Here is a 25,410-nt window from a genome sequence, read left to right on the forward strand (position 1 = left end):
GCAGCGCCGACGCAAATCAGGATTGGCATCGGAGTAGGGGCGACTACGAGCCATGGCTCAAGCATCTCTAGGATCGATGGCTACAGCTTAACTTCCTTAAGTTGAAGCCAGTGGTCCCGACCCTGCGCCGACACCCACACCCACACCCACACCCACACCCACACCCACACCCACACCCACACCGACTCCTACACCAACACCGAGTCCCCGCCCAACAATTGATCCCTTTCCCGAGATCATCGTTGAGCCTGATGAGCCAGAGGTGGTCGCGCCGACTCCCACGCCGAGTCCTGATCCCACGCCGATCGTCACCCCAAGTCCCAACCCAACGCCAACAACTACTCCGAGTCCTAGCCCAACGCCGACTTCGACTCCGAGTCCCGATCCAACGCCTGTACGACCGATCGAACCAGATCCAACGATCACACCGCCCAAAACGGAGCCAGCCTCGAAAACACCGACACTTGGTCAAGCGGAACTCAACAAGCTATTAATCGATCTTGGAAAATCGGGCGTTGAAATTGATGACTTGCTGGATCAATATTTGGGTGATGATCGCATCTTGAAAGCGGTGGAATTCTTTGAAGGTGGTAAGCTCAAAGTCGAAGTCGAACTGCCGCCCGATCGCACCCTGGTTGATATTGTTGAAAATATTCGCACCCACGCGAATGACATCATTCAAGATGTCCGCAACGATCTCCAAAGCGTGACCACCAGCGGTTCAGATCTGGTGTCGCTACCTCGGTTTTTTGAGAGTTTGGCGAATGCCCAGGTGGAGGAAAAAATCGGCATTCCCGTGCGCGATATTCAGGTGTTTTATTACGCCATTCGCGAAACCTATAAGGAAACCTATGGCGAAGTGGGTAGCGCTTTCACGGCGAATGAACTGGTGGACTGGCTGGGGTCGGTGCAACAAACTGCGAACGGGGTGGATACGGCGAATTTGGGTGATCCGTCCACGGCGCTGATGTCATTTATTAACAATGTGCGCGATCGCATGGGTGAGTTACCGATCGCGATCGATGTGGTGGTGAAGGTGGGTGAAGTGGTAGCCCTGGCCGCCGTGCCACCAGCAGCGGTATTGGAAGTGGAAACGCCTGCCAATAGATCTCCCTCGCTCGAACCGGAACAGCCCAACACCCCAATCGCCCTGACCCCTCCCTCCACGGAAGCGACTACCACGCGAGTGATTGAACCGGAACCCGCAGCCCCCGCACCGGCCCCTGAGGTGCAAACGGCGGATCCCGAACCAATTCCCACAGCCGCCACGCCACCCAGTCAGGTCACTCCCGCCCTTGAGCCGCCTCGGATGCCACCGGTTGAAATGCCGCCGCTGGACTTTTTCCGGACTGATGCCTTGTTTACCCAGCAATTTGGGGATCTATCGCCCTTGGCAGCCGACTCAGACACAATCACCCTGGAAGCCCTGCAATCGGCCCTAAACCGAGCAGCCGACAAAACCGGGATTCAAACCGGGCTGGTCTATGTGCAGTTTGTGGCAGAGGGGGCGAGCGATCCGCTGAATCCTGATACCCACGTGCTGTCTGTGGTTTTGGCTACCGGGCGATCACAACCCATCCGTCAAATGGTTCCTGGCATCACACGCGCGCAAGTGGTAGCAACAGCCAACGAGCTACGGGCCCGAATTACCAACCCCCTAGAACGGCACACCACCAGCTATCGTCCAGTGGCACAACAGCTCTATCGATGGCTAATCGCACCCATGGAGTCAGCTTTTGAGCAAGAGCAGGTGAAAAACTTGGTATTCGTCATGGATTGGGGGCTGAAATCACTGCCGGTGGGGGCTTTGCATGATGGCAACCAGTTCTTGGTGCAGCGTTACAGTGTGGGGCAAATCCCCAGCATGGCGTTAATTTTTGCCTATGCGGACAGTCCCATTGCAGATCTGCGCAATCATCAAGCTCAGATTTTAGCCATGGGGGCTTCGGAATTTAAGGAACATCCGCCGCTTCCCTTTGTGCCTACGGAGCTAAATACGGTTGCCAGCGATCAGGGCAAAATATTGCTGAATGATGCCTTCACCCTGGAAAATTTGCACCGACAGCGGGCGACCAATCCCGCCAACGTGGTGCATATTGCCACCCATGCGGAATTCCAGGGCACGGGTCGCCGTTCCTATGTGCAACTGTGGGGCAATGAGCAATTACAAACCAGTCAATTACGCGATTTACGGCTCGATTCTCCGCCCGTGGAGTTGTTGGTGTTGAGTGCCTGTCGGACGGCCGTGGGCGATCGGGAGTCGGAGCTAGGATTTGCAGGGCTGTCGGTGAATGCGGGGGTCAAAACGGCAATCGCTAGTTTATGGTACGTCAGCGATGCGGGAACCCTGGCCCTGATGCAGCGCCTTTACGATCACCTCAATCATGCTCCCACCAAAGCCGAAGCCCTACGCCAAGCTCAGTTGGATTTAATTGAGGGCCGCGCGCGGTTGACGAATTCCCAGTTGGTGACCCCGGCGGCCGCTTTGACTCTGCCTAAGCCGCCCACACTTGATCGCCTGCAACCTGATGGCAGCTTGGCACATCCTTACTTTTGGTCAGGTTTCACGGCCATTGGCACGCCCTGGTAACTCCTGCGATCCATAACGTTGCCCATCGCTATTTCTGGCCCCCTGCAATCACTAGAACCTTGCCCTCTCGAAACTTACTGATTCAGCGACGAGCTAATTACAGCCTTTACCTAGAACGATTGGTACTCCAGATCGCAGATGCCACGGAGCAATTATGAGGTGGGCAGTGCCCGCCCTAAGGGCTAAGCGAAGTAAAGACTGTAACAACGGATTCAAATGAGGACTTCGGCATCTTTTGCGGGTCTTGCAAGATCAGGGGAGGATGGATGATTGACCGAACTGCTGAGACTCGCTATGAGATGCTGAGTCCGGTGGCCAGGAATCGGCACAGGAGCGAGAGGAGGAGTGATGATCAACACGGCAAGGGGCGATCGGGTGGACATGGCTCCCGTCACGATCGCCATCATTGGTGCGGGCGTTTGGGGAGCGGCCTTGGCCCGGCTGGCGCGGCAAAATCCCCAGGCGATCGTGCGGCTGTGGTCGCGGCGAAGTCCCGAGAGTCTGGCGGAGGCGATCGGGGGAGCCAACTTTGTCCTGTCGGCGGTGTCGATGAAGGGGGTAAGCGACTCGATCGCCCGGTTAGCAGCCACGGAGATGCCCCCCTCCACGGTGTTGATCACCGCCACCAAGGGGCTGGATGCCCAAAGCCACCAAACACCTTCCCAAATGTGGCATTCGGCTTTTCCCCAGAACCCGATCGTGGTGCTGTCGGGGCCCAATCTTTCCCAGGAAATTGAACATGGGTTGCCGGCCGCGACGGTGGTGGCCAGCTATGACCAAGGGGCGGCCGAAGCAGCCCAGCGGCTTTTTGCCTCTAATGTGTTGCGGGTTTATGCCAACCTCGACCCGATCGGGACGGAATTGGGCGGAACCCTCAAGAACGTAATGGCGATCGCGGCGGGCGTTTGCGACGGTCTGCAATTGGGAACCAACGCCAAGGCGGCCCTCCTGACCCGGGCCCTGCCGGAAATGATTCGGATTGGCACGCATTTGGGGGCCCAAGCGGAAACATTCTTTGGGCTGGCGGGCTTGGGCGACTTGCTGGCCACCTGCAACAGTGCGCTCTCGCGTAATTACCAGGTGGGCTATGGGCTGGCCCAAGGGAAACCCCTCGATCGCGTCCTGGCGGAAATTCACAGCACCGTGGAGGGAATCAACACCGTGGAGGTGTTGGTGGCCATTGCCCGCGAGCAACAAATTCCCGTCCCGATCGCCCGTCAAGTCCATCGCCTGCTGCATGGCCAAATCACGCCACAGCAGGCCGTGCGCGCCTTGATCGATCGCGACCTCAAGCAAGAATTTGAAGACGAGCTACTCTGAGCCAGCGGCCCGTGAATCTCCAACTCAGCCCCAGTTCAGCCTCAGTTCAGCCCCAGCCCAGTCCAAGTCCCACAAGCCAGCCGATCGCCCCGCCAAGCACTCGCCAAATTGCCCGTAAAATAAGGATTGGCTCATGGCTTCCAGGGCCGGCGTTTCCCAACTCAACGCCCCTTGCCCAGGCGATCGCCTTTCCCTCGCCGGTTGAAATCACCGTTGAAATTCCCATGCAAGACTTTTTGAATAACGTTTTACGCTATCCCCGCTTTCTAATTAGCTTCAGCCTGGGCGTGGTGCTCACGCTGCTCTCGCCCTTTACGGGATTAATGAAAGATCGGCGATCGGCCATTGCCGTGGGCTGCTTATTTGCCTCTGCCTTGGGATTTGTGTTCTTCACGCTGCGGGCCATGTTGGGCTTGGCGGAAGTTCAATAAAATTCAGCGGCAAAATTTAACAGCCAGCGTTTTCGCGGCATTTCGACTGCATTTTTGGAGAATTGAGCAATGGCTACAAACCGGCGAGTCGCGCGGGTGGCGGAAATGATTCGGCGCGAAGTCAGCCAGATGCTGATGAATGATATCAAGGACGATCGGGTGGGACTGGGGATGGTCAGCGTCACCGATGTGGATGTGTCCGGCGATTTGCAACATGCCAAGATTTTTGTCAGTGTCTATGGCACGACGGAAGCTCGCGAAGCTGCCATGGCCGGTTTGCGATCGGCTACTGGCTATGTGCGCAGTGAGTTGGGGCAGCGGGTGCGGCTGCGACGAACCCCGGAAGTGATTTTTATCGAAGATAGTTCGATCGAGCGGGGCAGCCGCGTTCTCAGTCTTTTGGAACAGCTTGAACAACACCGCAAAGAACATCCCCTGGACTTGGAGACGGATCACCAAAATGGGGTCGATGCAGCCTTAGTTGATGATGAACTAGATGACGATCTAGATGATGAATTCGATGACGAGCTAGACGACGAATTTGAAGACGAATTCGACGATGATGAGCTGGACGACGAAGACGAACTTGATCATGAATTAAATGCAGGATCGGAGGCTGGCTAATTGCCATGAGTTACCTAGAAACTGCTGCTGATTTTTATCGGGCCGCCGCCGTCACCCCAGAAGCGGGCCTGTGTTGTGTTCAAGGTAGCACGGTGCAATTTCCAGGGCTGCGAATTCCCGCCCGCATGTCCAACATGAATTATGGTTGCGGCACAACCGTGCAGCCCACGGAACTCACTGGACAACCCACCGTGCTCTACGTGGGTGTGGGTGGCGGTTTGGAAGCTTTGCAATTTGCCTATTTTTCACGGCAACCGGGCGCGGTGATTGCGGTGGAGCCGGTGGCAGAAATGCGATCGGCGGCGATCGAGAACTTACAGCAAGCCGCTCAGTTAAACGACTGGTTTGATTTGAGCTTCGTGCAAATCGTGGCCGGTGATGCCTTTGAATTGCCGATCGCCCCTGAGTCGGTGGATGTGATGGCCCAAAACTGCTTGTTCAATATTTTTGAACCGGCAGATCTCGATCGGGCCCTGGCGGAAGCGCACCGCGTTCTGAAGCCCGGCGGCCGGTTGATGATGAGCGACCCGATCGCCCAACGCCCCATCCCCGAACACCTGCGCCAGGATGAACGGCTGCGGGCCATGTGCCTTTCCGGGGCCCTCACCTACGAAGCCTATGTCGATCGAATTGTGGCCGCCGGATTTGGCCAAGTGGAGGTTCGGGCCCGCCGTCCCTATCGCCTTCTCGATCGCGCCACTTATCAAATTGAGAGTGATCTGCTGCTCGAAAGCCTCGATAGCGTTGCCTTTAAAGTCCCCATTCCTGAGGATGGCCCCTGCATTTTCACGGGCAAAACAGCCATTTACACCGGCCCCCAAGATCACTACAACGACGGCCAAGGTCATCAACTCGATCGGGGCGTACCGGCGGGTGTTTGCGACAAAACCGCTGCCCACTTGGGAGCCAAAGAACCCGATCAAATCACCATCACCCCCTCCACTTGGCATTATCGCGGTGATGGTTGCTGTTAGGAATTGGCGCTGGCGCGGGGTCAAGCCGCTTCAGCACTGTTCCGGCTCAAATCCGGCTCAAACGGCCTCGGCACGCAGGGCGATCGGCAACTCAATGCAGAATTCAGCCCCCGCTCCCTGGGCTGACTCAACGGTTAATTGCCCGTGGTGATGATTCACAATAATTTGATAGCTACTGGCCAAATTTAAGCCCACCCCTTGCCCGATCGGCTTTGTGGTGAAGAAGGGGTCAAATAATTGGCGCTGAACTTCTGGGGAAATTCCCACCCCGTTGTCCCGAATTCGCACTTGAATGGTGGTGGGGCTGGTGTGTTCGGTGCAAATCCAAATCGTTGGATCTTCTTGAAGTTGCTGTTTTTGCACCGCAGAACTCAACGCCTCGATCGCATTATTCAGAATATTTAAAAAAACCTGATTCACCTGGCCCGCATGGCACTTGACTGGCGGCAGGTCTCCATAGGTTTTAATCACGCGAATTTTTAAATCGGCTAAGGGTTGGTTCAGCAACAGCAAAGTGCTGTCCAACCCATCGTGCAGGCTCACTGACTTAATTTCAGCTTCTCCTAATCGCGAAAAAATGCGCAAAGCCAAAATAATCGACTGAATGCGATCGACTCCATTTTGCATCGCATCCACTAGTGATTGAAAGTCACGGGCAATGAAATCTAAATCAACCTCCTTCAGAATCCTTTGCACCGACTCCGGCGGATTAGGACAAGCCGCTTGATACTGATTCAGCAACTCAAATAGCGTGGCCAAATACTCCCTTGCAGGCGACAAATTACCCGCAATGAAACTCAGGGGATTATTAATTTCATGGGCCATTCCCGCAGCCAACTGACCAATGCTAGCCATTTTTTCCTGCTGCAACAGTCGCAAATGGGTTTGGCGTAATTCTTCCAAAACCCTTTGTAGGGTTAAGTTTTGGGCAAGGAGGCTCTCTTGGGCCCGCTTCAGAGCAAGCTGATTTTCAATGCGGGCAATGACTTCTTCTAATTGAAAAGGTTTGGTGATGTAGTCAGCGCCGCCCATTTGAAAGGCTTGCACTTTATCCTGGGCACTATCCAGGGCACTCAAGAAAATAATTGGAATCTTTTTAAGCTGCTCATTTTCCTTGAGGACTCGACAAACTTCATAGCCATTCATGCCCGGCATGTTGATATCCAACAGAATCAGGCTAGGCGGATCGGCATGGATTGATTGCAAAGCCATCGGGCCATTTAGGGCCTTGCGAACCAAGTAACCCTGTTCTACTAAGAGGGACGATAGGAACTGAATGTTGGCGATCGTGTCGTCAACAATTAGAATGTCTTCTTTTGTGTCCGATTGGATAGACATCGCGGGTGCAACCGTGGCATTCATCGGCAAAACTCAGGAAATAAATATCAACCCTGACGAGACCAGGATTTAATGGGATAGTTGCTCAAAAAATTCTCCATTTCGGCAACGGTGAGGGGTTTAGCCACCCAATAGCCTTGAATGAAATCACATTTAAATTCTTGTAATTTTTGGAGTTGAGTGATTGTTTCAACGCCTTCCGCCACAATCTGTTTTTGCATGGTTTGGGCAATGTGGATAATGGCGGCCACGAGTTCGCCCCGTTCGTGGGACTCATCCAGGGGCGTGATGAAGGAGCGATCGATCTTGAGAATGTCCACGGGCAGTTTCTGTAAATAACTCAGGGATGAGTAGCCCGTTCCAAAATCATCGACACAAATTTGAATTTGTCGATCGCGCAAATTATTCAAAACGGCAATGTTTTGAGGGGTGTGACCCATAAATACCCCTTCGGTAATTTCGAGCTTGAGACAGGAGAGATCTGCGGCCAAATCTTGAACAATTTGATTGAATTTTTCCAAAAAATCCTGTTGGTTAATTTGGCGAACGGAAAGATTCACGCTCACAAATAAAGGGCGATCGCCCGGGCGATCGCGATTCCACTGTTGGATCTGTTTCAGCGCTTCGGTTAACACAAAGTCCCCGATCGCCACAATTAATCCTGTCTCTTCTGCGACGGGAATAAACATCGAAGGGGGCACATAACCATGAACGGGATGGGGCCAGCGCACCAGGGCTTCGCAACCGACCAACTCCCCCGTGGCCACGCAAACAATGGGTTGATAGGCCACTTGCAGCGCCTGGTTTTGGAGGGCATGGCGCAGCTCGGTTTCCATCTCCAGGGTCTGGAGGGCGTAGCGATGCATGGCCTTGTTGAACTGTTGGTATTGACCCCGGCCCATGGTTTTGGCTTGGTACATGGCCGCATCGGCATCCCGCAGCAAGTGTTCCGGATGGCTGTAGTTGTCGGAGTCTACGGCAATGCCAATGCTGGCGTTGGTGAAAATTTCATAGCCCTGGAGCTTAAACGATCGCTGCAAGGCTTCCATGACCCGATCGGCATAGGTTTGGGCCAAGGCGAGGGGATCGGGCCCCTGTAGCAGCAGGGTGAATTCATCGCCTCCGAATCGCGCCATGAGGTGGGGCGGCTCCAGCAGGGCCTGAAGCCGTTGAGCCAGGCTAATTAGCAGTTGATCGCCCACAAAGTGCCCCAAGGAATCGTTCACCACTTTGAAGCGATCGCAGTCAACAAACAGCACTGCTACCCGGTCAGCTTGGGCTTGGCGAGCGGCTTGAAACCGTTCCGCCAACTCCCGCGTAAAAGCAGTCCGGTTGGGCAACCCCGTGAGGTCATCCCGCAGCACCAGATCCATCAATTGTTCCTGTAGCCGTTGGCGCTCTTGAATTTCCGTATGCAGGGCCGCATTCGCCTGCTCCAGGGCCCAAGTGCGCTCCCGCACACGCCGTTCCAAGTCCAAGTTCAGCTCGGCCATCCGCTGCTGAGCCGATCTCGCCTGCAAGTGGGTGCGCACCCGGGCCAGCACTTCCTGGCCGTGGAAGGGCTTGGTGATGTAGTCTGAGCCGCCCGTTTCAAAGGCCCGCACCTTGTCGAAGGCATCACTGAGTCCACTGAGAAAAATGACGGGAATGTCGGCCGTGCTGGGATCCGCCTTCAAGGCCTGGCAAACGCTGTAGCCGTCCATGTCCGGCATCATGATATCGAGCAGGATCAAATCTGGCGGGTCGGCGGCCACGGCCCGCAAGGCCATAGAACCGTTGATCGCCTTGCGGATTTGATAGTGCTCACTGGCTAAGAGGGCTGCCAAGAGCTTCAGGTTTTCGGGGGTATCATCCACAATCAAGATATCGGCCGGCTGGAGATCCACCTGTTGAAAACTAGCTGGCTCGATATGGGTGTCAGCGTTAATGTCAGCATTAATGTCAGCCATTGCCGAGGTCGCAGCCCGATCGGGAGCGATCACCGCAGCGGCCGCGGGTCGATCGAGCGGTTGGTCGGCGTGGGGCCAGCCGCTCGATCGATCCAGGCCAGGCTCCTGGAATTCACTCACGCCCCTGGGCAAGTGCCCCGCAAGAGGTGTGTGAGTGGCGGCAGGCGAGTCCGGTGGTGGCTGGTCAGATTGGGAAGCGAAGTGCGACATGGCAGGCAACAACTCAGGCGGCATGTTGAGACAAACGGACTGATCTAGGGGGCGGATTGCGCTTCATCCAGTAATTCCAACACCCGATCGAACCGCAAACCGTCAATCCATTGGCTGAAGACTTGCCGCAAAGCGTTGGCACTGTCCGGCAGCGCCTCCAAAAGCTGCAAGGCTTGGCTATCACTGCCTCGGGTGACGGCCGATCGGAATTGTTGTTGCCAAGGATCAGGCAAGCTCGCCAGTTGGGCTAGCAAGGTATGGGGATCCGCATCGATCGGGGCGGTGTTGGGTTCTGGTTCCGCAGGCGCTTGGTAGAGGTATTGCACTCCTAATTTTTGACCCAGCAACTCCAGCAGATCGGTGAAGTTAAAAGGCTTACAAATCAAATCATCACAGCCGGCCGCCAAAATTGCCGCTCGATCTTGATCAAAAGCGCTGGCCGTTAAAGCAATGATCAGAGTTTGGTGGCCGCCGGGCTGGGATTTGATCAGGCGGCTAGCCGCGTAACCATCCAAACCAGGCATTTTCATATCCATAAAGATGGCCTGGGGGTGGTGCTGTTGCCACAGTTCGACAGCCATTTGACCATTGATGGCGGTGATGGTCTGAAAGCCCACTTGATTCAGCAAGTCCGTGAGCAGGGCGCGGCTGTCCGCATGGTCATCGGCCACTAAAATCACATAGGCCGGTTGCCCCGGAGCCAGCCGCAGGATGGGTTGCTGGGAAGCGGAGTCGATCGTGCCGCTGATTTCTGCCCGCTGGGCTTGGATCGTGACCGTGAAGGTGGCTCCCGTTTGCGGTTGACTATAAACCGAGATGTCGCCGCCCAACAAACGGGCAAATTCCCGAGAAATGGACAGGCCCAACCCGGTTCCCTGACCCGATCGCTGGCCAACGGCTGTTTGCTCAAAGGGCCGAAACAGTTGGGCAATTTCTTCGGTAGATAGGCCCGGCCCCGTGTCGCTGATGTTGAACTCCAGGCCAATGGCGGCGGGGTCGGTCTCGCGGGTGGGCGGGGTCTCGGCGATCAGTGACGATTGCTCCCCGATCGGGGTGGTTGACAGTTCCCGCGCCGTCAAAATCACCCGCCCCCGATCGGTAAATTTCAACGCATTGCCCAACAGATTCAGCAAAATTTGCCGCAATCGGTTCTGATCTGTGATCACAAATTGCGGCAGGGTGGCCGATCGCTCAAAAAGCAACACCAACCCCTTGCTTTCCGCCTTCACGGTCAACAGGTCTTGCAAGGTGTCTAGCAACCGGTGCAGATCAAACCGTTCCAGTTGCAGCGTCATTTGGGCCGCTTCGATTTTGGACATATCCAAAATGCTATTGATCAGGCCCAGGAGATGCTCGCCGCTGCGGTTCACAATATTGGTCTGCTGGCGGTGGGTTAGGGAAAGGGACGGATCGCGCGCCATCAGTTGGGTAAAGCCCAAAATCGCATTCAAGGGGGTGCGGAGTTCGTGGCTCATTTGGGCTAAAAAGTGACTTTTGGCCCGGTTGGCTCGATCGGCCTCTTCCTTGGCGGCCAACAGTTCGGTCGTTTGCTGTTGGGTTTTGGCGAGCAGTTCGGCCTGTTGCACGGCCACGCCAAATTGCTCAGCAATCCGCACCACGCTGGCCACTTCCACCTCCGTCCAACTGCGCGGCTGGCCATTTTGGTAGCAAGCCAACAGGCCCCACAACTGTTCCCGACAGAAAATCGGCACGATGATATAGGCCCTGGCTTCCAAGGCCTCTAACAATCGGAGATAGCAATCATCAAAACCGTAGGCATAAATATCACTGACGCAGCGACAACTGCGGGTGGTTTGGTAGCTGCCCCCTTGGGTGTCTTGGAGGTAGGTGTCTTGAATCAACAGGTTTTGGCTATCGATCGTTTTGATAATGCATTCCGGGCGATCGACCGCAATTCGCTCAATGGTGGTGTTGTTATAAACCGGTGTCCAACCGGGAACCACGGCCTCCGAAACCACTCGCCCGCTCCAGTTCGGCTCAAAGCGGTAGACCAACACACGATCGCACTCAATAATTTGCTGAAGTTCGCTGGTGGTGGTGTCCAGGATGGTTTGCAGCTCCAGGGTGCGCCGCATTCGCTGAATCACGCGAGCGATGGTGGTTTCGCGGCGGGCAGTTTTTTGGAGGGCTAACTCGGCCAGCCGGCGATCGGTAATGTCCGTTAGGGAACAAACCACCCGCTCCACCTGCTGATCTTCATTCAGAATTGGATCCGCATTTACTAACAACCAGCGCCGCTGTTCACCTTCGTTCAAGCTCAGGATGGTGTTGGCCAAGCGCCATTGGGGATTGGTGGTGCGATCGGTTGTCCAAGATTGCCCCGTCGATCGATTGGTGGCCCCACCGCTGCCGGTTTCTCCCCCATCCCAACCCAAGCTGGCGCTGAAGCTGGAACTGAAGCCGGTGAAATTGGCTTTCAGCAGGTTGCCCACGCCTCGGTTCACCATCGGGCGATCGGGCACGGTGGCATCCGGCTCCCCCAACGCCAAAATCTGCTGAAGCGGCATCAGATCTTGGCCAAGGGTGAAATCATTTGGATTGAGGGTGGGCAACCCCGCATGGAAAATTTGCCCCTGAAGGGCCTCCACAGAAGTGCCCAACAGCTTGGCCGCCATGGGATTGCAAGACAAAATGCGCCCACCCGCGTCCACCAGCAACACCCCCGTGGGCAGGCGATCAATCAGCAGTCGAAACCGCATCTCACTTTCGCTGAGGGTTTGCTCCCGCACTCGCTGTCGATCGAGCATCCGCTCAAACGTTGAAATGGCCAGAGCAATCACCAAAATGACGATCGCCCCCAAGGCCACATCCACCGCCAACCCCGCTGAAGTGATGCTGGGCAAGTTGGAGGGCTGACTGAGACTTCCGCTCCCGATCGGGAAATCCGGGGTCTGTTCCGAAACCCCAAAAACCGAGTGATTTACCATCCAAAACTGCGTGCTGGTCATGGCGGTGTAGTGCATCCCCCCAATTCCGCAGCCCATAATGATGGCGCTGCTGAGGGACTGCCAGGTAAAGGGAAGGCCACTGCCAGCCGCTTCCACGCCCGATCGCCCCAACCGCAGCGACAGCCAGGCCGCCCCATAGGCAGACACCAGGGCAATCACCACAGAAGCACCAACCCCCAGCCAGGAATAGTGAACCTCGCCAGGCAACTGCATCGCTGCCATGCCGGTATAGTGCATCGCCACGATCGCCAGCCCCATGCACAGCCCCCCCACCAACAGAGAAAAACGCACTGTGCTGCGGCTCATGACATACAGGCCAATCCCCGAGGCGATCAGGGCCCAAAACAAGGACAGCAACGTGGTGTTGAGGTCGTAGTGAACGGCCATGGGCAACTGAAAGGCCAACATGCCCACAAAGTGCATGGACCAGATGCCCACCCCCATGGCCAGGCTGCCACTGACCAACCACAGCGTCTGTTGGCGCACGGTTTGGGCCAGGCGCAACCGGCCCGCCACATCGAGGGCCGTGTAGGACGCGACGATCGCGATCGCCAGCGAAGCACTAACCAACGACCAGTCATACATCCCAAAAACGGGACTCAGCAGAGGCTCCATGGGCAATTGTTTAGCAATTCAGGGCTATGGTGGCGGGCAGCAATTAGCTCGGGCAATTAGCTCGGGCAATTAGAGCTTGTTTTGTATAGTTTTCCCAGCCTCACGGGGAATTTCGGCCCTGAGGAAACAACTGCGTTGCTGATCAGTGGCGATCGGTCATGATGATGAGTCCCAATGATCGATACCGAATGATCAATACCGACAAGCACTATCGATCGATATCGATACCGAACCGAATATCGATCACTGAAACTGAATCCTGTCAACAGCCTGTCAACGTGCCTCTTTCAATGTGCCTCAAGGAGCCAATTTGTGCATCTTGCACCTATGGATTTTCCTGCGGATTTGGTGGAGCTGATTGATCAAGTTATTGATCGAATTATTGATCGAAGCTGACCCAGAGTCGGTAATTGGTGAAGCCGCCCATCGTGCCCACGGAAATGTCATAGCGAGCGTCTTCCAGGGCCCGGAAGCGCGTTTTGCTGACCTGGCGGGCCAGGACGCGGCCGTCATCGTTGGTTAAGTCGAACCTGGCGCGACCATTGTAAGAATCAAGCCGGATTTCAACCGACCCGGCCGGTAAATCCACCTGCCAGATATCTTGCTCGCCACTGGTCACCTCTCCTTGGGCCGTACCGTAGCGGCTGAGGGGGTCGATCGACAGGGCGTAGGTGTTGGAGCGATCGGCCAGGGTGGGGCCCGCCTGGAAAGGACGAGTCACCACCTCGCGCTCCCAAGGGTTGCTCTCGTCGCGGTTGGTAGCTTGGGCCCGCTGCTCGATCGGGGACAGTTCCACCGACAGTTCATAGGTTTCCGGGCCGCGTAAACTGCTGACCACCACTTGGTATTGGCCTTCGCTGGGAATTTCAATGAATGCTTCGCCCGTATTGGTGGCCAACCGAGACCCATCGGGCCCCAACACATCAAAGCGAGCATTGCTATTGCGGGAGGAAATCAACACCTGCATTCGCCCGGGCCGCCCATTCACCAACCACACATCACTGCGATCACTCGTGACCGTGCCGGTGACCAGGCCGGCCGTCCCGGCTGCATTCAAAGACAGCACTTGCGGGCCACTGGCCGTTGGGGGCGAGGGCCGAAAATCAGAGCTGGAAAAGTCCACACAGCCCACGTTCGATCGCGCACCACTGGGAACGATCGCCCCGCAAAGGTTCGCCCCATCGAGGCGTGCTCCGGTTAAATCCGTGCCCCACAGGTAAGCGCCCCGCAGATCTGCGCCGCTCAGGTCAGCTCCCCGCAAGTTGGCCCGAATGATCAGCGTTTCGCGCAGGTTGGCCCCTCGCAGGTTGGCCCCTCGCAGATCCAACCCATTCAAATCATTGCCCTGAAGGTTGCAACTGGGGCATTGGTTGCTTTGCACCAAGTTGCGCCGGTTGAAGGTGGTTTGGTTAAAGTCGCTGGCCTGGGCGGGAGTGGCAAATCCCATGGCCAGGGCGGCGATCGAGCCAGCTAACCCCCAGCGGCCAACGGCGGAAACGGCAGCAATGGCCAGGGAACGATTGCGGAAGTGGGATTCGATCGCGGACATGGCAGGGAAATATGGTTGAAATGCTGGCTGAAATTCGGGTGGAAATTCGTTCTTGGCGAGGTCGTTTGGCGGCAAGCTGCTCTTGCATCCATTCGTTTTTAGCATTCGTTGGCGAAGACGGCGAGCGATCAGGTGGCAGCTAACGGGTTCAGGAGCGCAGAACTTTCCCCAGCCCTTGATCGGTTCTAGATCGGTTTTGGATCAGTTTTTGATCGGCTCCTTGATCGCTCTTTGATGATCGACATGATCAACTGATCAGACCAGTGACCGATCGCCCTGCTCAGTTTGACCGCCGGAAGACTCGGCCGGCAACCAAACCAGCCAACGATCAAGCACCCGCACCACAGCCCCCTGAGGCAGGGAACGGGTTTGGCTGCCCTGGGGGGCATTCACCAAAGCCAACACCGCCGCCACTTGGGCATAGGTGGGCGATCGGGCGGTTTGTTGGGTTAACCAGCGACGCAACACCCGCCGCTGAAGGGCGATCGGCTCCCGTTGCAGTTGAGCGCGATCGAGCCGATCGCCCCCATTGCCCCGACCTGGCCCAGCGCGATCGTGCCCATGGGTCTCCAGCCATTGGGCGGTGAGCTGTTCCAACCATTGGGCCTCATCCGCCAACAGTTCCGCCGTTTGGGCCAAGTGGCGTTCCACCTGGGGATTAAACGCTGCTCGCAACAGGGGCAACACCTGCGATCGCAACCGGTTCCGAAAATAGCGCTGATCCTGATTCGTGCTGTCTTCCCAGCGGGGTAACTGCCAAGTTTGGCAAAATTCCGCCGTTTCTGCCCTGGTCCAATCCAGCAGCGGGCGCACCAATTGCAGCGACCCGAGCGATCGTTGCCAATCCAAAGACCCCAACCCATCGCCCCCACTGCCGCGAATCAGGTGATGCAACAAGGTTTCTGCCCGATCGCTGGCCGTGTGTCCCGTCACGATCGTGCTGCAACGATGCTGTTGGGCCAAGCTGCTCAAGGCATCGTACCGCCAGGCGCGGGCGGCCGCCTCGTTGGCTTGGGGTGCGTCCCAAATGGCCAGGGCGGCGGGCAACCCCCAATCGTTGGCTAATTGAATCACGAAGTCCCCATTGGCGGTCGCATCGGAGCGCCAACCGTGGTTGCAGTGCCCCACCACCAATTCCCAGTGCCAAAGGCGGCGTAAATCCACCAACAACCGCAACAGGCCGATTGAATCTTGGCCGCCAGAAACCGCCACCAGCACCCTGGTTCCGATCGGGAGTAAGCCGCGCGATCGCAGGGTCTGATGAAAGCGGGCATGTTGATCACTCCAGGGTTCCGCCACCCTTACTGTTCCCCCTGCACCTCAAGGAGTGGAATCGCCTAGAACTATCACCGAGCACTCTAGGGCTATTGCCTAGAACTTGGGCAACTCAACGGCGGCCAGCGAATCGCGCCGCTTGCGAGGTTTGGCCAAGGTGGGTGCGGGCCATTGGGGCAACGGTTCTGAGGTCGCCACCGGAGTCGATCGCGCCGGCCAATCCATCAACTCCGCTTCTAAGGACAGCACTTCTGCCAAAGGTGTTGCTAAATCTTCCCCATCAGTGGGTTCAAAATCAATGGGTTCAAGATCAACAAGATCAATAGATTCAATCGGATCCGGTTGCCGAGATCGATCGCTCCGATCCGATCGATCAGGCTCCGACGGCGGATCGAAGTCCGGCGAACGGGAGTCAATGGGGTACAAGTCAATCAAAGGGCGGGTCGGGCGATCGAGCTGGGCCGATTCGGCTTCGATCATCCCTAAATTCGCCAGCGATCGGGGCGAGCCACTGTGGTGCGATTCGGTCAAGGGTAGTTGGATCGATCGCTTCGGCGCGGGGGCTGGCGTGGAGGAAAGAGGGCTGGGCAAATCCGCTTCCTCTGTTTCCGCCAAGGCCATCAACCGGGCCAACACATCGCTTTGCTCCGTAGGACTGAGGGGGCGGGGCCAATCACTCAACCACAGGGCATCGGCTAGATCATCGAGGCCATCGCGATCCAGGCTAGCAAGGTCATCGGTTGTAACCGCGTCCGGCAGGGATTCCCACTCGGAGACCGCCCCATTGGACTCGATCGGGGGCAAAACCTTGGGCGTAATGTCTTGTGCCTGATTGGTTAGTGCGCGATCGGCTGTTGCTTGATCGATCGCTGCCAATTGCGATCGCTGCCGAATTTGATAGGACAAATTGGGAGCGGTTTGCTCTAAGTCCCAATTCAGCAAGGCCAAAATTTCTTCAGTCCGAATAGCATCGATCGGGTCGGCCGGCTGTTCCGCAGGTGGCTCCGGTGTTTGGGGCGGGGTTGCCACTGCTGCCCAATCTTGATCAGTCCAATCTTGATCAGGACTGGACTGATCAACCCATTGATCCTCTTGATTATCAGTCAAGTCACCTTGATCATCAGTCAAAGCATCACTGCCCAAGGAAGACGGCTCAGATTTCGCCAGGGCCAACGGATGCGCCAGTGATCGGGGTTCCGTTTCGTTCAGGGGCGGCAACACCGATCGCCCATATTCCTGCTCCAGGCATTGTTCCAAGGCGGTTCGCAGTTGCAGGGTTTGCCGTTGTTGGCGCTTGAGTCGTTCCTGCAAGTCCTGTTGCCGCCCTTGCAGTTGCATCAGCTCATCGGCTTGCTTCAAGCACTGCTCTTGCAGCAATGCACAGGCCCGTTCCAGTTGGGCAATGCGTCCCCGATCGCAGGCTTCCTGCTGCACCCATTCCGCCCGCTCCTGATCCTGTTGGGCCAACTGGGTTTGGGCCGCTGCCAAGGCTTCGGCCAAGCGCGTTGCTTCCTGTTTGGTGCTCTCAAAATCTCGCGATCGCGCGTCGTAGAGGGCCTGTTGGGTTTGGGCCCGCATTTGTTGCAAATCCAGCGTGGCCCGGCATTCCGCCACCGCCGTTTCCAGCCGGGTCACCTGTTGCCGCAATTGTTCGTTTTCTTGGTTCAGAGTCTCCGCCACCGCCACCAACTGGGCCACATCCGTGGGCCCGGCGGGCAAACCGCCTGAGGATCGATCGCCCCGGAGTCGAGAGTCACCCAATCGGGAACCATTCAAGGCGGCATCATTGGGCCGAGACCCCCTCAACCGAGAGCCGCCGTGGTTGGGTTCCTCGCGCTGGAATGGTAACTCCGCAGGCGATCGGGCTGGCCGATTGCCTGACCAATAGGGCTGCAAAACGTCCGTGCCCGATCGCGCCGGCCCCGTTGCTGCTGGGTTGGTGCTGGTCGGATGGGTGATTGGGGAGTTGCTCACCTCCGAACCCGGGTTCACCCCCGCTTCCATGCGATCGCCCCGATCGGCCAGGTGATCCAGGGCCGCATCCGCTCCGCCATCCGCTCCATCCTCAACCAATGCTTCCAAAGACAGTGCTCCCGGAAAATTAACCGTCGTCCAGTCTTGGTCAGAATCAGGGCAAGGGGGCGTTAAATCCATAGTCGCTGCTCGGGCCGTTTCGCAAGCGTCCCAAAAAAGGGTGGCTTTCTCAGTAACGCATACAATTTTCTGGAGTGCAATTTTTTCTGGAGTGCAATCCACAAAACGCTAATCTGACGTTTTGATAACGGGATTTAATAATGGGCCGCTCCCTAATTTGCCCCCTGATTTTAAGGTTGCCACCCCCACCAGAGCCGCGCCCCAACAATCAACAACAGCACCCCGATCGCCACCCCATCACGGGCCCGCAACCGAGGCACAGACAGGGGCAAAGAATGGCGATCGGGACTGGTGAACCCGCGTACTTGCATGGCAGTGGCCATCTGTTCCGCCCGCATCAGCAGATTTTCCAGCAAGCGTTCTGCCAAAATCAGCCAAATCTTGATCGTGCCGCGCCAACCCAGCCGCCGCCAGTTAATGGCGCGGGTGCGAATCGATCGCACCAGATTTTGCACCTCTTCCAACACCAGCGGAATGAACCGCAGGGAAAGGGTCAACGTCAGGGTCACTTCTGCCACGGGCAGGCCCAAACGTCCCAAAGGAGCCATCAAGCTCTCTAAACCCGCTGCAATTTCCTCGGGAGCCGTGGTCAACAAAAACAGCGTGGTGCTGTAAATCAAAATGAAGACCAAGCTGCCAACCCGCACGCCCAAACCCAGCGATCGCCGGGACACTTTCAACCAGCCCTGTTGTACCAACCAGTATCGATATGCGGTGGGCTGGGGCAAGGCTTCAGGGGCGATCGCCTGGCCCACTGGGGCTGAACCGCTGGCCGGGTCTTGATTATTTGACGAATTCAAACTTGACCAATTCAAGTCCGCAGGTGATCGGGGTTGATATTTCAGGCCATAGCCATCGGGAGACAGGGCCGTGAGCAAGGTGGCAAAAAAGCCCACCAGCAACAACCAAACCAACTGCTGTCGCCAAACTCGCCAGGGAATTCCGGCCCCCACGGTCAACAGCACCAACAGGGCCACCAACCCCAACCGGGCCACCCCGCTGGCCAAAACGGGCATCAGCAGGAAAGCCAGCAGCCAACCCAGCTTCACCCGAGAATCCAGGCGATGGAGCCAAGTGACCGGTTGTTCAAGATACAGCCCCAAGGGGAGCGATCGCATTAAGTCCATGAACGGCAGCGCCTAAGGGCAGCGCTAGTTGGCGAGCGTATCAAACCGCACGAGAGATTGGCGCTGCTCGATCGGCTGGTACGATGCCCCATGCTCACCCGTGTAGATTTGGGTGGGCCGGAAGATGCGATTGGTGGACAGTTGTTCGCGCCAGTGGGCTAACCACCCGGCCACGCGGGCGATCGCAAAAACCGGCGTGAACAGATCCGTCGGGATGCCCAGGCGACGATAAACCAAGCCCGAGTAGAAGTCCACGTTGGGGTAAATGCCCTTGTGGCCCAGGCGATCGGACACGACGCGCTCCACTTCCAAGGCCAAGTCGTAATATTGGTCGCGGCCCAAGTTGTCAAACAGTTCTTCCGCAAGGCTTTGCAGCACCGTGGCCCTTGGGTCTTTGACCTTATAAACCCGGTGGCCAAAGCCCATGATTTTTTGCTTTTCCGCGATACAGCGATCGATGTAGGGAACCACATTCTCGATCGAGCCGATCGCCTCCAGCATATCGATCACTTCCTCATTGGCCCCGCCGTGGAGCGGCCCCGCCAACGTACCCACCGCCGAAGCCACCACCGCGTAAGGGTCGGTCATGGTGGAAGCGGTCACCATGGCCGAGAAGGTGGATGCGTTGATCGTGTGCTCCGCATGGAGGATCAAGCAGGTGTCAAACACCCGGGCCGCCAGGGGAGCCGGCTCGCGCTCATTGAGCATGTACAGGAAGTTGGCCGCATAGCCCAAATCATCCCGGGGTTGAATCGGGTCATTGCCCTTGCGGATCGATTGGAAGGCCGCCACCATCGTTGGAATCTTCGCCAGCAACCGAATGGCCGCTTGGCGGATGTAGGCCGGGTTGGGCAGGGCCCGCCGCGAGTAAAACAGCCCCAGGGCCGCCGCCGAAGCTTGCAGCGCATCCATCGGGTGGCCGCTTTCCGGGAAGCATTTCATCATGTCCCGAATCCGGAACTTCACCCGCCGGTGATAGCGAATGTCATGCTCAAATTCTTCCAGCTCTTCCCGGGTGGGCAAACAGCCCCAAATCAACAGAAAGGTGGTTTCCAGGAAGGTGCTATGTTGCGCCAACTCCTCGATCGCCATCCCTCGATATTCCAAGATGCCGTTTTTGCCATCCACATAACTGATGGCCGATTGGGTTGCGGGAACACCTTCGAGACCCGGCCGGAATTCACAGGCAGGGGCAGCCGTTTTGGCTGAATCGCCAGTGCTTTCGTTGACGCGATCGGAAGTCGCTGGTGTAGCCATAGGGCAAGGGCAGAAAACTATAGGAATAATCGGGGAGGGGTCAGCCAAAAGAGCTGGCTGCAACCAAGAGGAGAACCCATGGGGGGCAAAATCAAACCAATAATACCTGCTTTTTTCAGCACGATTGTGTCCCGTGCATCATTGATCGGGTTTCCATCGCCCCAGATTAGTTGGTTGGCCCACTGGCTGAGGGTGGGTTCGTGGCCCACCAGGGCCAGCCGCAGCCGGGAAGAGGGCTTGGCGGGAAAGGCGGCTTGGGCCAGGTGCTGGGTTCGCCACTGATCGTAGCGCTCTAACCAAGGGTCGATCGCCCGATCGGGTGTCAGTTCGGGCCAAGTCTCCACTTGGGCGGCCAAACCCACCCCTTGCAGAATGGCGGCGGTTTCCCGGGCCCGCACGAGGGGGCTGGTGACCAGGGTGTCAAAGCACAGCTTCTGTTCCCGCAGCCGATCGGCCATGGCGCGGGTTTTGGTTTGGCCCACGGGGGTGAGGGGGCGATCGTCATCGTTAACATAAGTGCCGCGTTCGGCGGCGATGCCATGGCGAATTAAATACAGCTCAATGGCAGAAATTACGGAGGACATGGAGGTTTTAGCCAAACCGGTAGCCAAACCAGGTTAGCCAACTCCGGGGTGCTCATCAAATTTCCAAAAGTTTCCAAAAATTTCTAGTGAGTTTCTAATTAGTTTCTAATTTCCACCGTGGCTAGACCGCCGCTTGCCCGATCGAGGGGTGATTGGCTCGCACACAATAGCGATCGCGCCCGGCCTGTTTTGCACAGTAGAGCGCTGAATCGGCCATGGCAATCAGGGTCGCCGGTTTGCAGTCACTGCTAGGCACGAGGCAAGACACGCCAATGCTGACCGTCACAAAGGGGGCCACGATCGATCGCTCATGGGGCAATTGACGACCACGGATCCGGGTGCGGACTTGGTGGGCAATGGCGATCGCCCCTTCCAAGGGGGTTTCCGGCAAAATAATGGCAAACTCCTCTCCCCCATAGCGAGCCACCAGATCCGCCGGCCGGCAAATCATATCTGCCAACACCCGCGCCACTTGAATCAGACAGTCATCGCCGGAGGGATGGCCATAGCAATCGTTGTAGGCCTTGAAGCAGTCCACATCCAACAGCAACAGGCTCAGGGGACGGCCCGATCGCGCCAAGCGGGCCCACTCCCGCGCCAGGTGCTCATCAAAACCACGTCGATTGGCCACTTGGGTTAGCCCATCCAGTTGCGCCAAGCGGGTCAGTTCTTGGTTGGCCCGCTGGAGTGCCTGTTCAGCCCGTTGCCGCTCCAAAATTTGAATTTCGAGCTGACGATTCGACTCAATCAGGGCTGCGGTGCGATTGGCCACTTCCGCTTCCAGCGATCGGGAATAGTTGGCCAGAATGGTGGCGGTTTTTTGGCGCTCGGTAATGTCTTGAAAGGTGACCACCGCATAGGTCACCTGCCCCGCTTCATCGGTGATGGGCACAGCCCGCATTTCAAAGGGAATGCGCCTGCTGCCCCGATCGAGTTCAATGGTTTCCGTCACGGCGGCTTGGCCCGTTGCGCCCAACTGCACCGGGATCTGGGCCAGCTCAATCGGTTGATCGGTTCCGGCCCGATACAGGCGATCGGCCAGCGACACCGACAAGGGCGCAGCCGAATTTAAACTTGGGTCCAAACTCGGGTCTAAGTTCGGATCTAAATTCAGCAGTTGTCGCCCCAAGCTGTTCAGGTAGAGCAGGTCACCCCCCGCTTGATAGACCGCCACCCCCACGGGCAACGCATCCAGAAACAGGGCAATTTTGCGCTCATGCTCGGCGGCCGCTCGCTGTTGTTGCAGTTGCAGTTGGCGCACTTGCAAATGGGCCCGGGTGCGGGCAATCAGTTCGCTGGCCGTCACCGGCTTGGTGAGGTGATCGTTGGCTCCCGCCGCCAAGCCGGCCACAATTTCCTGGGGACAGGCTCGCTCGCTTAACAGGACGATCGGCAAGGCCTGAGGTGACCAGGTTTGGCGCAACTGGGCAATCACCTCGTAGCCCGTGAGGTCGGGCATTCGCAAATCCAGCAACAGCAAGTCAGGTACCGGGCCTTGCTGAATTTGAGCCAGGGCCGATCGCCCGCTGAGGGCCACAGACACCCGAAACCCCGGTTCCAGCGCCAACCAATTGGCCAGCCCTTGCAAAATCAGTGGGTCATCGTCCACCACCAGGATGTGAGACGGCAGCAAATCGGGATCGGCGGTGGTTGGGGGCTGGGGCTGGGGCGCTGTCCAATGGTTACTGGGAGCGATCTGGAGCGTGGGGGGTTCTCTTGTCCAGGCGATCGGGATTGTGAAACTGATGCGCTCGCGGATTGTGGGAGCAGCAGTCGTTGCCTGATTTCCCGGGGCATTCTCCGGCTGATTCCCCAAGGGATTCCCCCAGCCATGGCCGCAGACATCGCCCAAAGCCAACGTTCCCCCATGTAATTCCACCAGGCGCTTGGTAATGGTTACACTCAGGCCACCAATGGAATCTAACTGAGCTGGCTCTAGGACTAGGGACGAGGGAGAATCAGCGATCAGGGGCAGAACCGAACCCTCCTGAGCAAGGGCCGACTCTTGCCCCCAAGACCCGATCGCCGGTTCCGGGCCCCGATCGAGCGTTGAGACCCGCACCATATCTTGTTCAGACAAAAACTCAGCCGCAATCAGAATCTGTTGGCCCGCAGCTTGTTGAATGACATAGTCCAATAGATTCAGCAAAATCTGCTGGAGCCGATCGGGGTCAGCCATCACTGGCGGCAACTGGTCAGGAATTTGCATCACCAGGGTCAGGTGTCGGCGATCGGCCAGGGGCTGCAACATCGTGATCGCCACCTGCACCGCCGATCGCAAATCGATCGCCTGCGGATCCAAACGCACATCCCCGTAGCGCAACCGCGCCACATCCAGCAAATCATTCACCAAGTTTTGCAGGCGCTGATTGCTGGTCAACAACAGTTCCAAATTTGTTTTTTGCAGGGAAGTCAGCGGGCCGCCCGTCCCCCGCAACAGAGACTCCACAATGGCAATCATCCCCGCCAAGGGCGATCGTAGGGCATGGGAAGTACTGGCCAAGAACTCATCCTTGAGCCGATCGATCCGCCGTAGCTCCTGATTTTGGGCCGTCAGTTGAATAAAAGCCCCCTCCACGCAATTGGCCATGAAGTTAAAGGCCCGAGCTAATTCCCCCAAGCGATCGGGGCGATCGTCCCCCGTCACCCGTCGCTGCCACTGGCCACTGGCCAACGCCTGGGCTGCCTCATGCACCTCCATCAATGGCCGCGTCACCCAATGGGCCAACCCCCAACCCGTTAACCCCGCCAGCACCATTGCACCGCCACACAACCCCAAGATCAGCCATCGATTTTGCTCCAGGGGGCTGCTATAGACCTGATGGGGAGTCACCACCACCAACCACCAGTCCAAACCGCTGGCATCGTTGAACGGCCGCAAAAAAACGGCGTACTGTTCCTCGTTCACCGTGATCGTGGCTTGGCGATCCTGAAGCGGTTGCTGGCCCTGAATTAACCGCATTGTGGTTCGGGCAGCCTCCGCCGTCACGGGGTTCTCGCTGCTGGTGGCCGTCAGGCGCTGGCGACCTCCCCCAGACAAGGGCAGCACCGCCGGTTTTTCCCCCGTGGAGGCAGCGATGAGATGGCCACTCCGTTCCAAGATCAGGAGTTGCCCTGGTTTTCCCGCTTGCATTGTGGCCAACCGTTGCCCCAGATGCGAAAGCCGCAGCCCCGCCATCAACACGCCCGATGGGCGGCCCCGATCGCCCCACAACGGTTGAGTCACACTTAAATAAGTCGTGATTTTCTGAAAAGGGGGATCAATAATGCTCCAAGTGGGTTCCCCTGTCCCAACCGCCATTCGATACCAAGGCTGCTGTCGAAAATCTGGATTGGGAACGTTGGGCAAACAATCAACCTGGGCCTGGCGATCGCCCTGATGGTTCACGAGATAGCGACAAAGTTCCCCGTTATCAGTGGTGCTGCGGATCAGCAGCTTGCCCCGACTGTTACGCTCAACCCCCGTGAACTCCCCGGTGGCCGTTGCGAACCCCACCAAGTCCACATCATCACTGGTAATCACCTGATTCCACAGGTGGCGATCGAGTTGACCCCCTTGGGGCATGGTGTTGGTTTGTTGAATCTGCTGGCCCACGATCGGGCGCAAATTATTCGCATTTCGTTGGTTCGCGTCTTGCAGCCCGCGCAAAACCTCCTGCAACAGGTCATCGGCGCGATCGGCCGTATCCCGCTGCATTTGCGTCAACACACCCAAAATGGACGATTTGCCGCCAGCATAGGACAAATATCCCACCAAGCTCACGATGACCAAGATTTGCGCCATGAATGGCACAACCAACACGATCGGGAGTGGCAAACGTCGCAACTGCTGAATCATGAAAACTGTTTTCTGATCAAGGTTTTCTGCTCAATTTCTGCTCAGTTGAGGTTGCGGCATCATCTAGGCTTGCCAAGCAGCGACCAAACTCAACCTCGATCCCATCCCAACCCCAGCAACGGTTCACGACAAATAAAACAGCCCCTAGCGATAGCTATCTATTCCCACCTGGCGATTGACCGAATTTTGCTGCACAACGAAACCAACCGCGAGTGATCGATTATCTGAACCCTGTCATTTTAGTGATTTGTGATTAATCTAAACTGACTCAGCAATCAGAGTTTCAGACCCCGATCACTCGATCGCGGGGTTCCCGTGGGCTAATTTCTTTGAGAATAATCCACCCTGATCAAGGTTTTTCATTCATTGTTTGTCTAAATATTTTCAAAAGTGTGAATTATGCCCAGAAATCGCAATTTTTTTGAAATTATTGTGAATTTCGGTTTGTTTTTGGCGATTTCTGCAAAGTAAGTCTTGAGAAAATCAATTTTTCTCAGACAAGAATTCCGCAAGAGTCTTTAGAGTTCCTCAAGATTACGATAGACCAAATTTGAAAAATCGGGGGCCGCCGCCACTCCCTGCGCCGGGAGCAATTGGTTGACGGCT

Annotated in this window: 14 protein-coding genes and 1 pseudogene; 5 read left to right on the forward strand and 10 right to left on the reverse strand. The window is 56.9% G+C overall.

The window, feature by feature from the left end; genetic code table 11:
* Positions 1-262 precede the first annotated feature (262 nt).
* The 5 genes and pseudogenes from H6G52_RS19205 (at position 263) to arsM (ending at position 5,939) form a co-directional block, all read left to right on the forward strand.
* Positions 263-2,590: a CHAT domain-containing protein gene (locus H6G52_RS19205; RefSeq protein WP_190530002.1), complete on the forward strand. Its 2,328-nt coding sequence runs from the start codon at positions 263-265 to the stop codon at positions 2,588-2,590.
* A gap of 348 nt (positions 2,591-2,938) precedes the next feature.
* The gene (locus H6G52_RS17460; RefSeq protein WP_234406415.1) at positions 2,939-3,910 is read left to right on the forward strand and encodes an NAD(P)H-dependent glycerol-3-phosphate dehydrogenase; all 972 of its coding nucleotides are present in this window, start codon (positions 2,939-2,941) and stop codon (positions 3,908-3,910) included.
* An 11-nt stretch (positions 3,911-3,921) separates the two neighbouring features.
* Positions 3,922-4,341, forward strand: coding sequence for a DUF751 family protein (locus H6G52_RS19210; RefSeq protein WP_370567738.1), 420 nt, complete (start codon positions 3,922-3,924; stop codon positions 4,339-4,341).
* A 69-nt stretch (positions 4,342-4,410) separates the two neighbouring features.
* Positions 4,411-4,800, forward strand: a pseudogene (gene rbfA, locus H6G52_RS18665) (30S ribosome-binding factor RbfA); the annotation flags it as partial.
* Between the two features lie 170 nt (positions 4,801-4,970).
* On the forward strand, positions 4,971-5,939 hold the full coding sequence (gene arsM, locus H6G52_RS17475) for an arsenosugar biosynthesis arsenite methyltransferase ArsM (protein WP_190530006.1): 969 nt from the start codon (positions 4,971-4,973) through the stop codon (positions 5,937-5,939).
* 57 nt (positions 5,940-5,996) lie between these two features.
* Here the strand turns inward: arsM and H6G52_RS17480 are convergent, their stop codons facing one another.
* The 10 genes from H6G52_RS17480 to H6G52_RS17525 all read right to left on the reverse strand — a co-directional run bounded on the left by H6G52_RS17480 (position 5,997) and on the right by H6G52_RS17525 (position 24,804).
* Positions 5,997-7,301, reverse strand: a complete 1,305-nt coding sequence (locus tag H6G52_RS17480) for a response regulator (RefSeq protein WP_199312486.1) — start codon at positions 7,299-7,301, stop codon at positions 5,997-5,999.
* A gap of 23 nt (positions 7,302-7,324) precedes the next feature.
* On the reverse strand, positions 7,325-9,436 hold the full coding sequence (locus tag H6G52_RS17485) for a bifunctional diguanylate cyclase/phosphodiesterase (RefSeq protein ID WP_199312487.1): 2,112 nt from the start codon (positions 9,434-9,436) through the stop codon (positions 7,325-7,327).
* Between the two features lie 44 nt (positions 9,437-9,480).
* On the reverse strand, positions 9,481-13,020 hold the full coding sequence (locus tag H6G52_RS17490; RefSeq protein WP_190530008.1) for an MHYT domain-containing protein: 3,540 nt from the start codon (positions 13,018-13,020) through the stop codon (positions 9,481-9,483).
* 379 nt (positions 13,021-13,399) lie between these two features.
* Positions 13,400-14,569, reverse strand: coding sequence for a pentapeptide repeat-containing protein (locus H6G52_RS17495; protein WP_242026477.1), 1,170 nt, complete (start codon positions 14,567-14,569; stop codon positions 13,400-13,402).
* A 255-nt stretch (positions 14,570-14,824) separates the two neighbouring features.
* Complete coding sequence (gene tilS, locus H6G52_RS17500) at positions 14,825-15,868, reverse strand: tRNA lysidine(34) synthetase TilS (RefSeq protein WP_190530013.1); 1,044 nt, start codon at positions 15,866-15,868, stop codon at positions 14,825-14,827.
* Positions 15,869-15,940: 72 nt separating this feature from the next.
* Entirely contained in the window at positions 15,941-17,998 is a 2,058-nt protein-coding gene (locus H6G52_RS17505) for a hypothetical protein (RefSeq protein WP_190530015.1), read from the reverse strand.
* Between the two features lie 170 nt (positions 17,999-18,168).
* Positions 18,169-19,125: an energy-coupling factor transporter transmembrane protein EcfT gene (locus tag H6G52_RS17510; RefSeq protein WP_190530017.1), complete on the reverse strand. Its 957-nt coding sequence runs from the start codon at positions 19,123-19,125 to the stop codon at positions 18,169-18,171.
* A gap of 24 nt (positions 19,126-19,149) precedes the next feature.
* On the reverse strand, positions 19,150-20,382 hold the full coding sequence (locus H6G52_RS17515; protein ID WP_190530020.1) for a citrate synthase: 1,233 nt from the start codon (positions 20,380-20,382) through the stop codon (positions 19,150-19,152).
* Positions 20,383-20,399: 17 nt separating this feature from the next.
* On the reverse strand, positions 20,400-20,966 hold the full coding sequence (sixA, locus tag H6G52_RS17520; RefSeq protein WP_190530022.1) for a phosphohistidine phosphatase SixA: 567 nt from the start codon (positions 20,964-20,966) through the stop codon (positions 20,400-20,402).
* A gap of 121 nt (positions 20,967-21,087) precedes the next feature.
* Positions 21,088-24,804, reverse strand: a complete 3,717-nt coding sequence (locus H6G52_RS17525; protein ID WP_190530024.1) for a diguanylate cyclase domain-containing protein — start codon at positions 24,802-24,804, stop codon at positions 21,088-21,090.
* Between the last annotated feature and the right edge of the window lie 606 nt (positions 24,805-25,410).

The organism is Limnothrix sp. FACHB-881 (genome assembly GCF_014698135.1).
In the GTDB taxonomy this organism is placed as follows: domain Bacteria; phylum Cyanobacteriota; class Cyanobacteriia; order CACIAM-69d; family CACIAM-69d; genus CACIAM-69d.

Bases quoted from the DNA above. Each gene is read 5' to 3' on its own strand.
- H6G52_RS17485 (WP_199312487.1), bottom strand. From the start codon at position 9,436: ATGTCGCACTTCGCTTCCCAATCTGACCAGCCACCACCGGACTCGCCT.
- H6G52_RS17510 (WP_190530017.1), bottom strand. From the start codon at position 19,125: ATGGACTTAATGCGATCGCTCCCCTTGGGGCTGTATCTTGAACAACCG.
- H6G52_RS17505 (WP_190530015.1), bottom strand. From the start codon at position 17,998: ATGGATTTAACGCCCCCTTGCCCTGATTCTGACCAAGACTGGACGACG.
- H6G52_RS17515 (WP_190530020.1), bottom strand. From the start codon at position 20,382: ATGGCTACACCAGCGACTTCCGATCGCGTCAACGAAAGCACTGGCGAT.
- H6G52_RS17480 (WP_199312486.1), bottom strand. From the start codon at position 7,301: ATGAATGCCACGGTTGCACCCGCGATGTCTATCCAATCGGACACAAAA.
- H6G52_RS17460 (WP_234406415.1), top strand. From the start codon at position 2,939: ATGATCAACACGGCAAGGGGCGATCGGGTGGACATGGCTCCCGTCACG.
- H6G52_RS17525 (WP_190530024.1), bottom strand. From the start codon at position 24,804: ATGATTCAGCAGTTGCGACGTTTGCCACTCCCGATCGTGTTGGTTGTG.
- arsM (WP_190530006.1), top strand. From the start codon at position 4,971: ATGAGTTACCTAGAAACTGCTGCTGATTTTTATCGGGCCGCCGCCGTC.
- sixA (WP_190530022.1), bottom strand. From the start codon at position 20,966: ATGTCCTCCGTAATTTCTGCCATTGAGCTGTATTTAATTCGCCATGGC.
- H6G52_RS17495 (WP_242026477.1), bottom strand. From the start codon at position 14,569: ATGTCCGCGATCGAATCCCACTTCCGCAATCGTTCCCTGGCCATTGCT.
- H6G52_RS17490 (WP_190530008.1), bottom strand. From the start codon at position 13,020: ATGGAGCCTCTGCTGAGTCCCGTTTTTGGGATGTATGACTGGTCGTTG.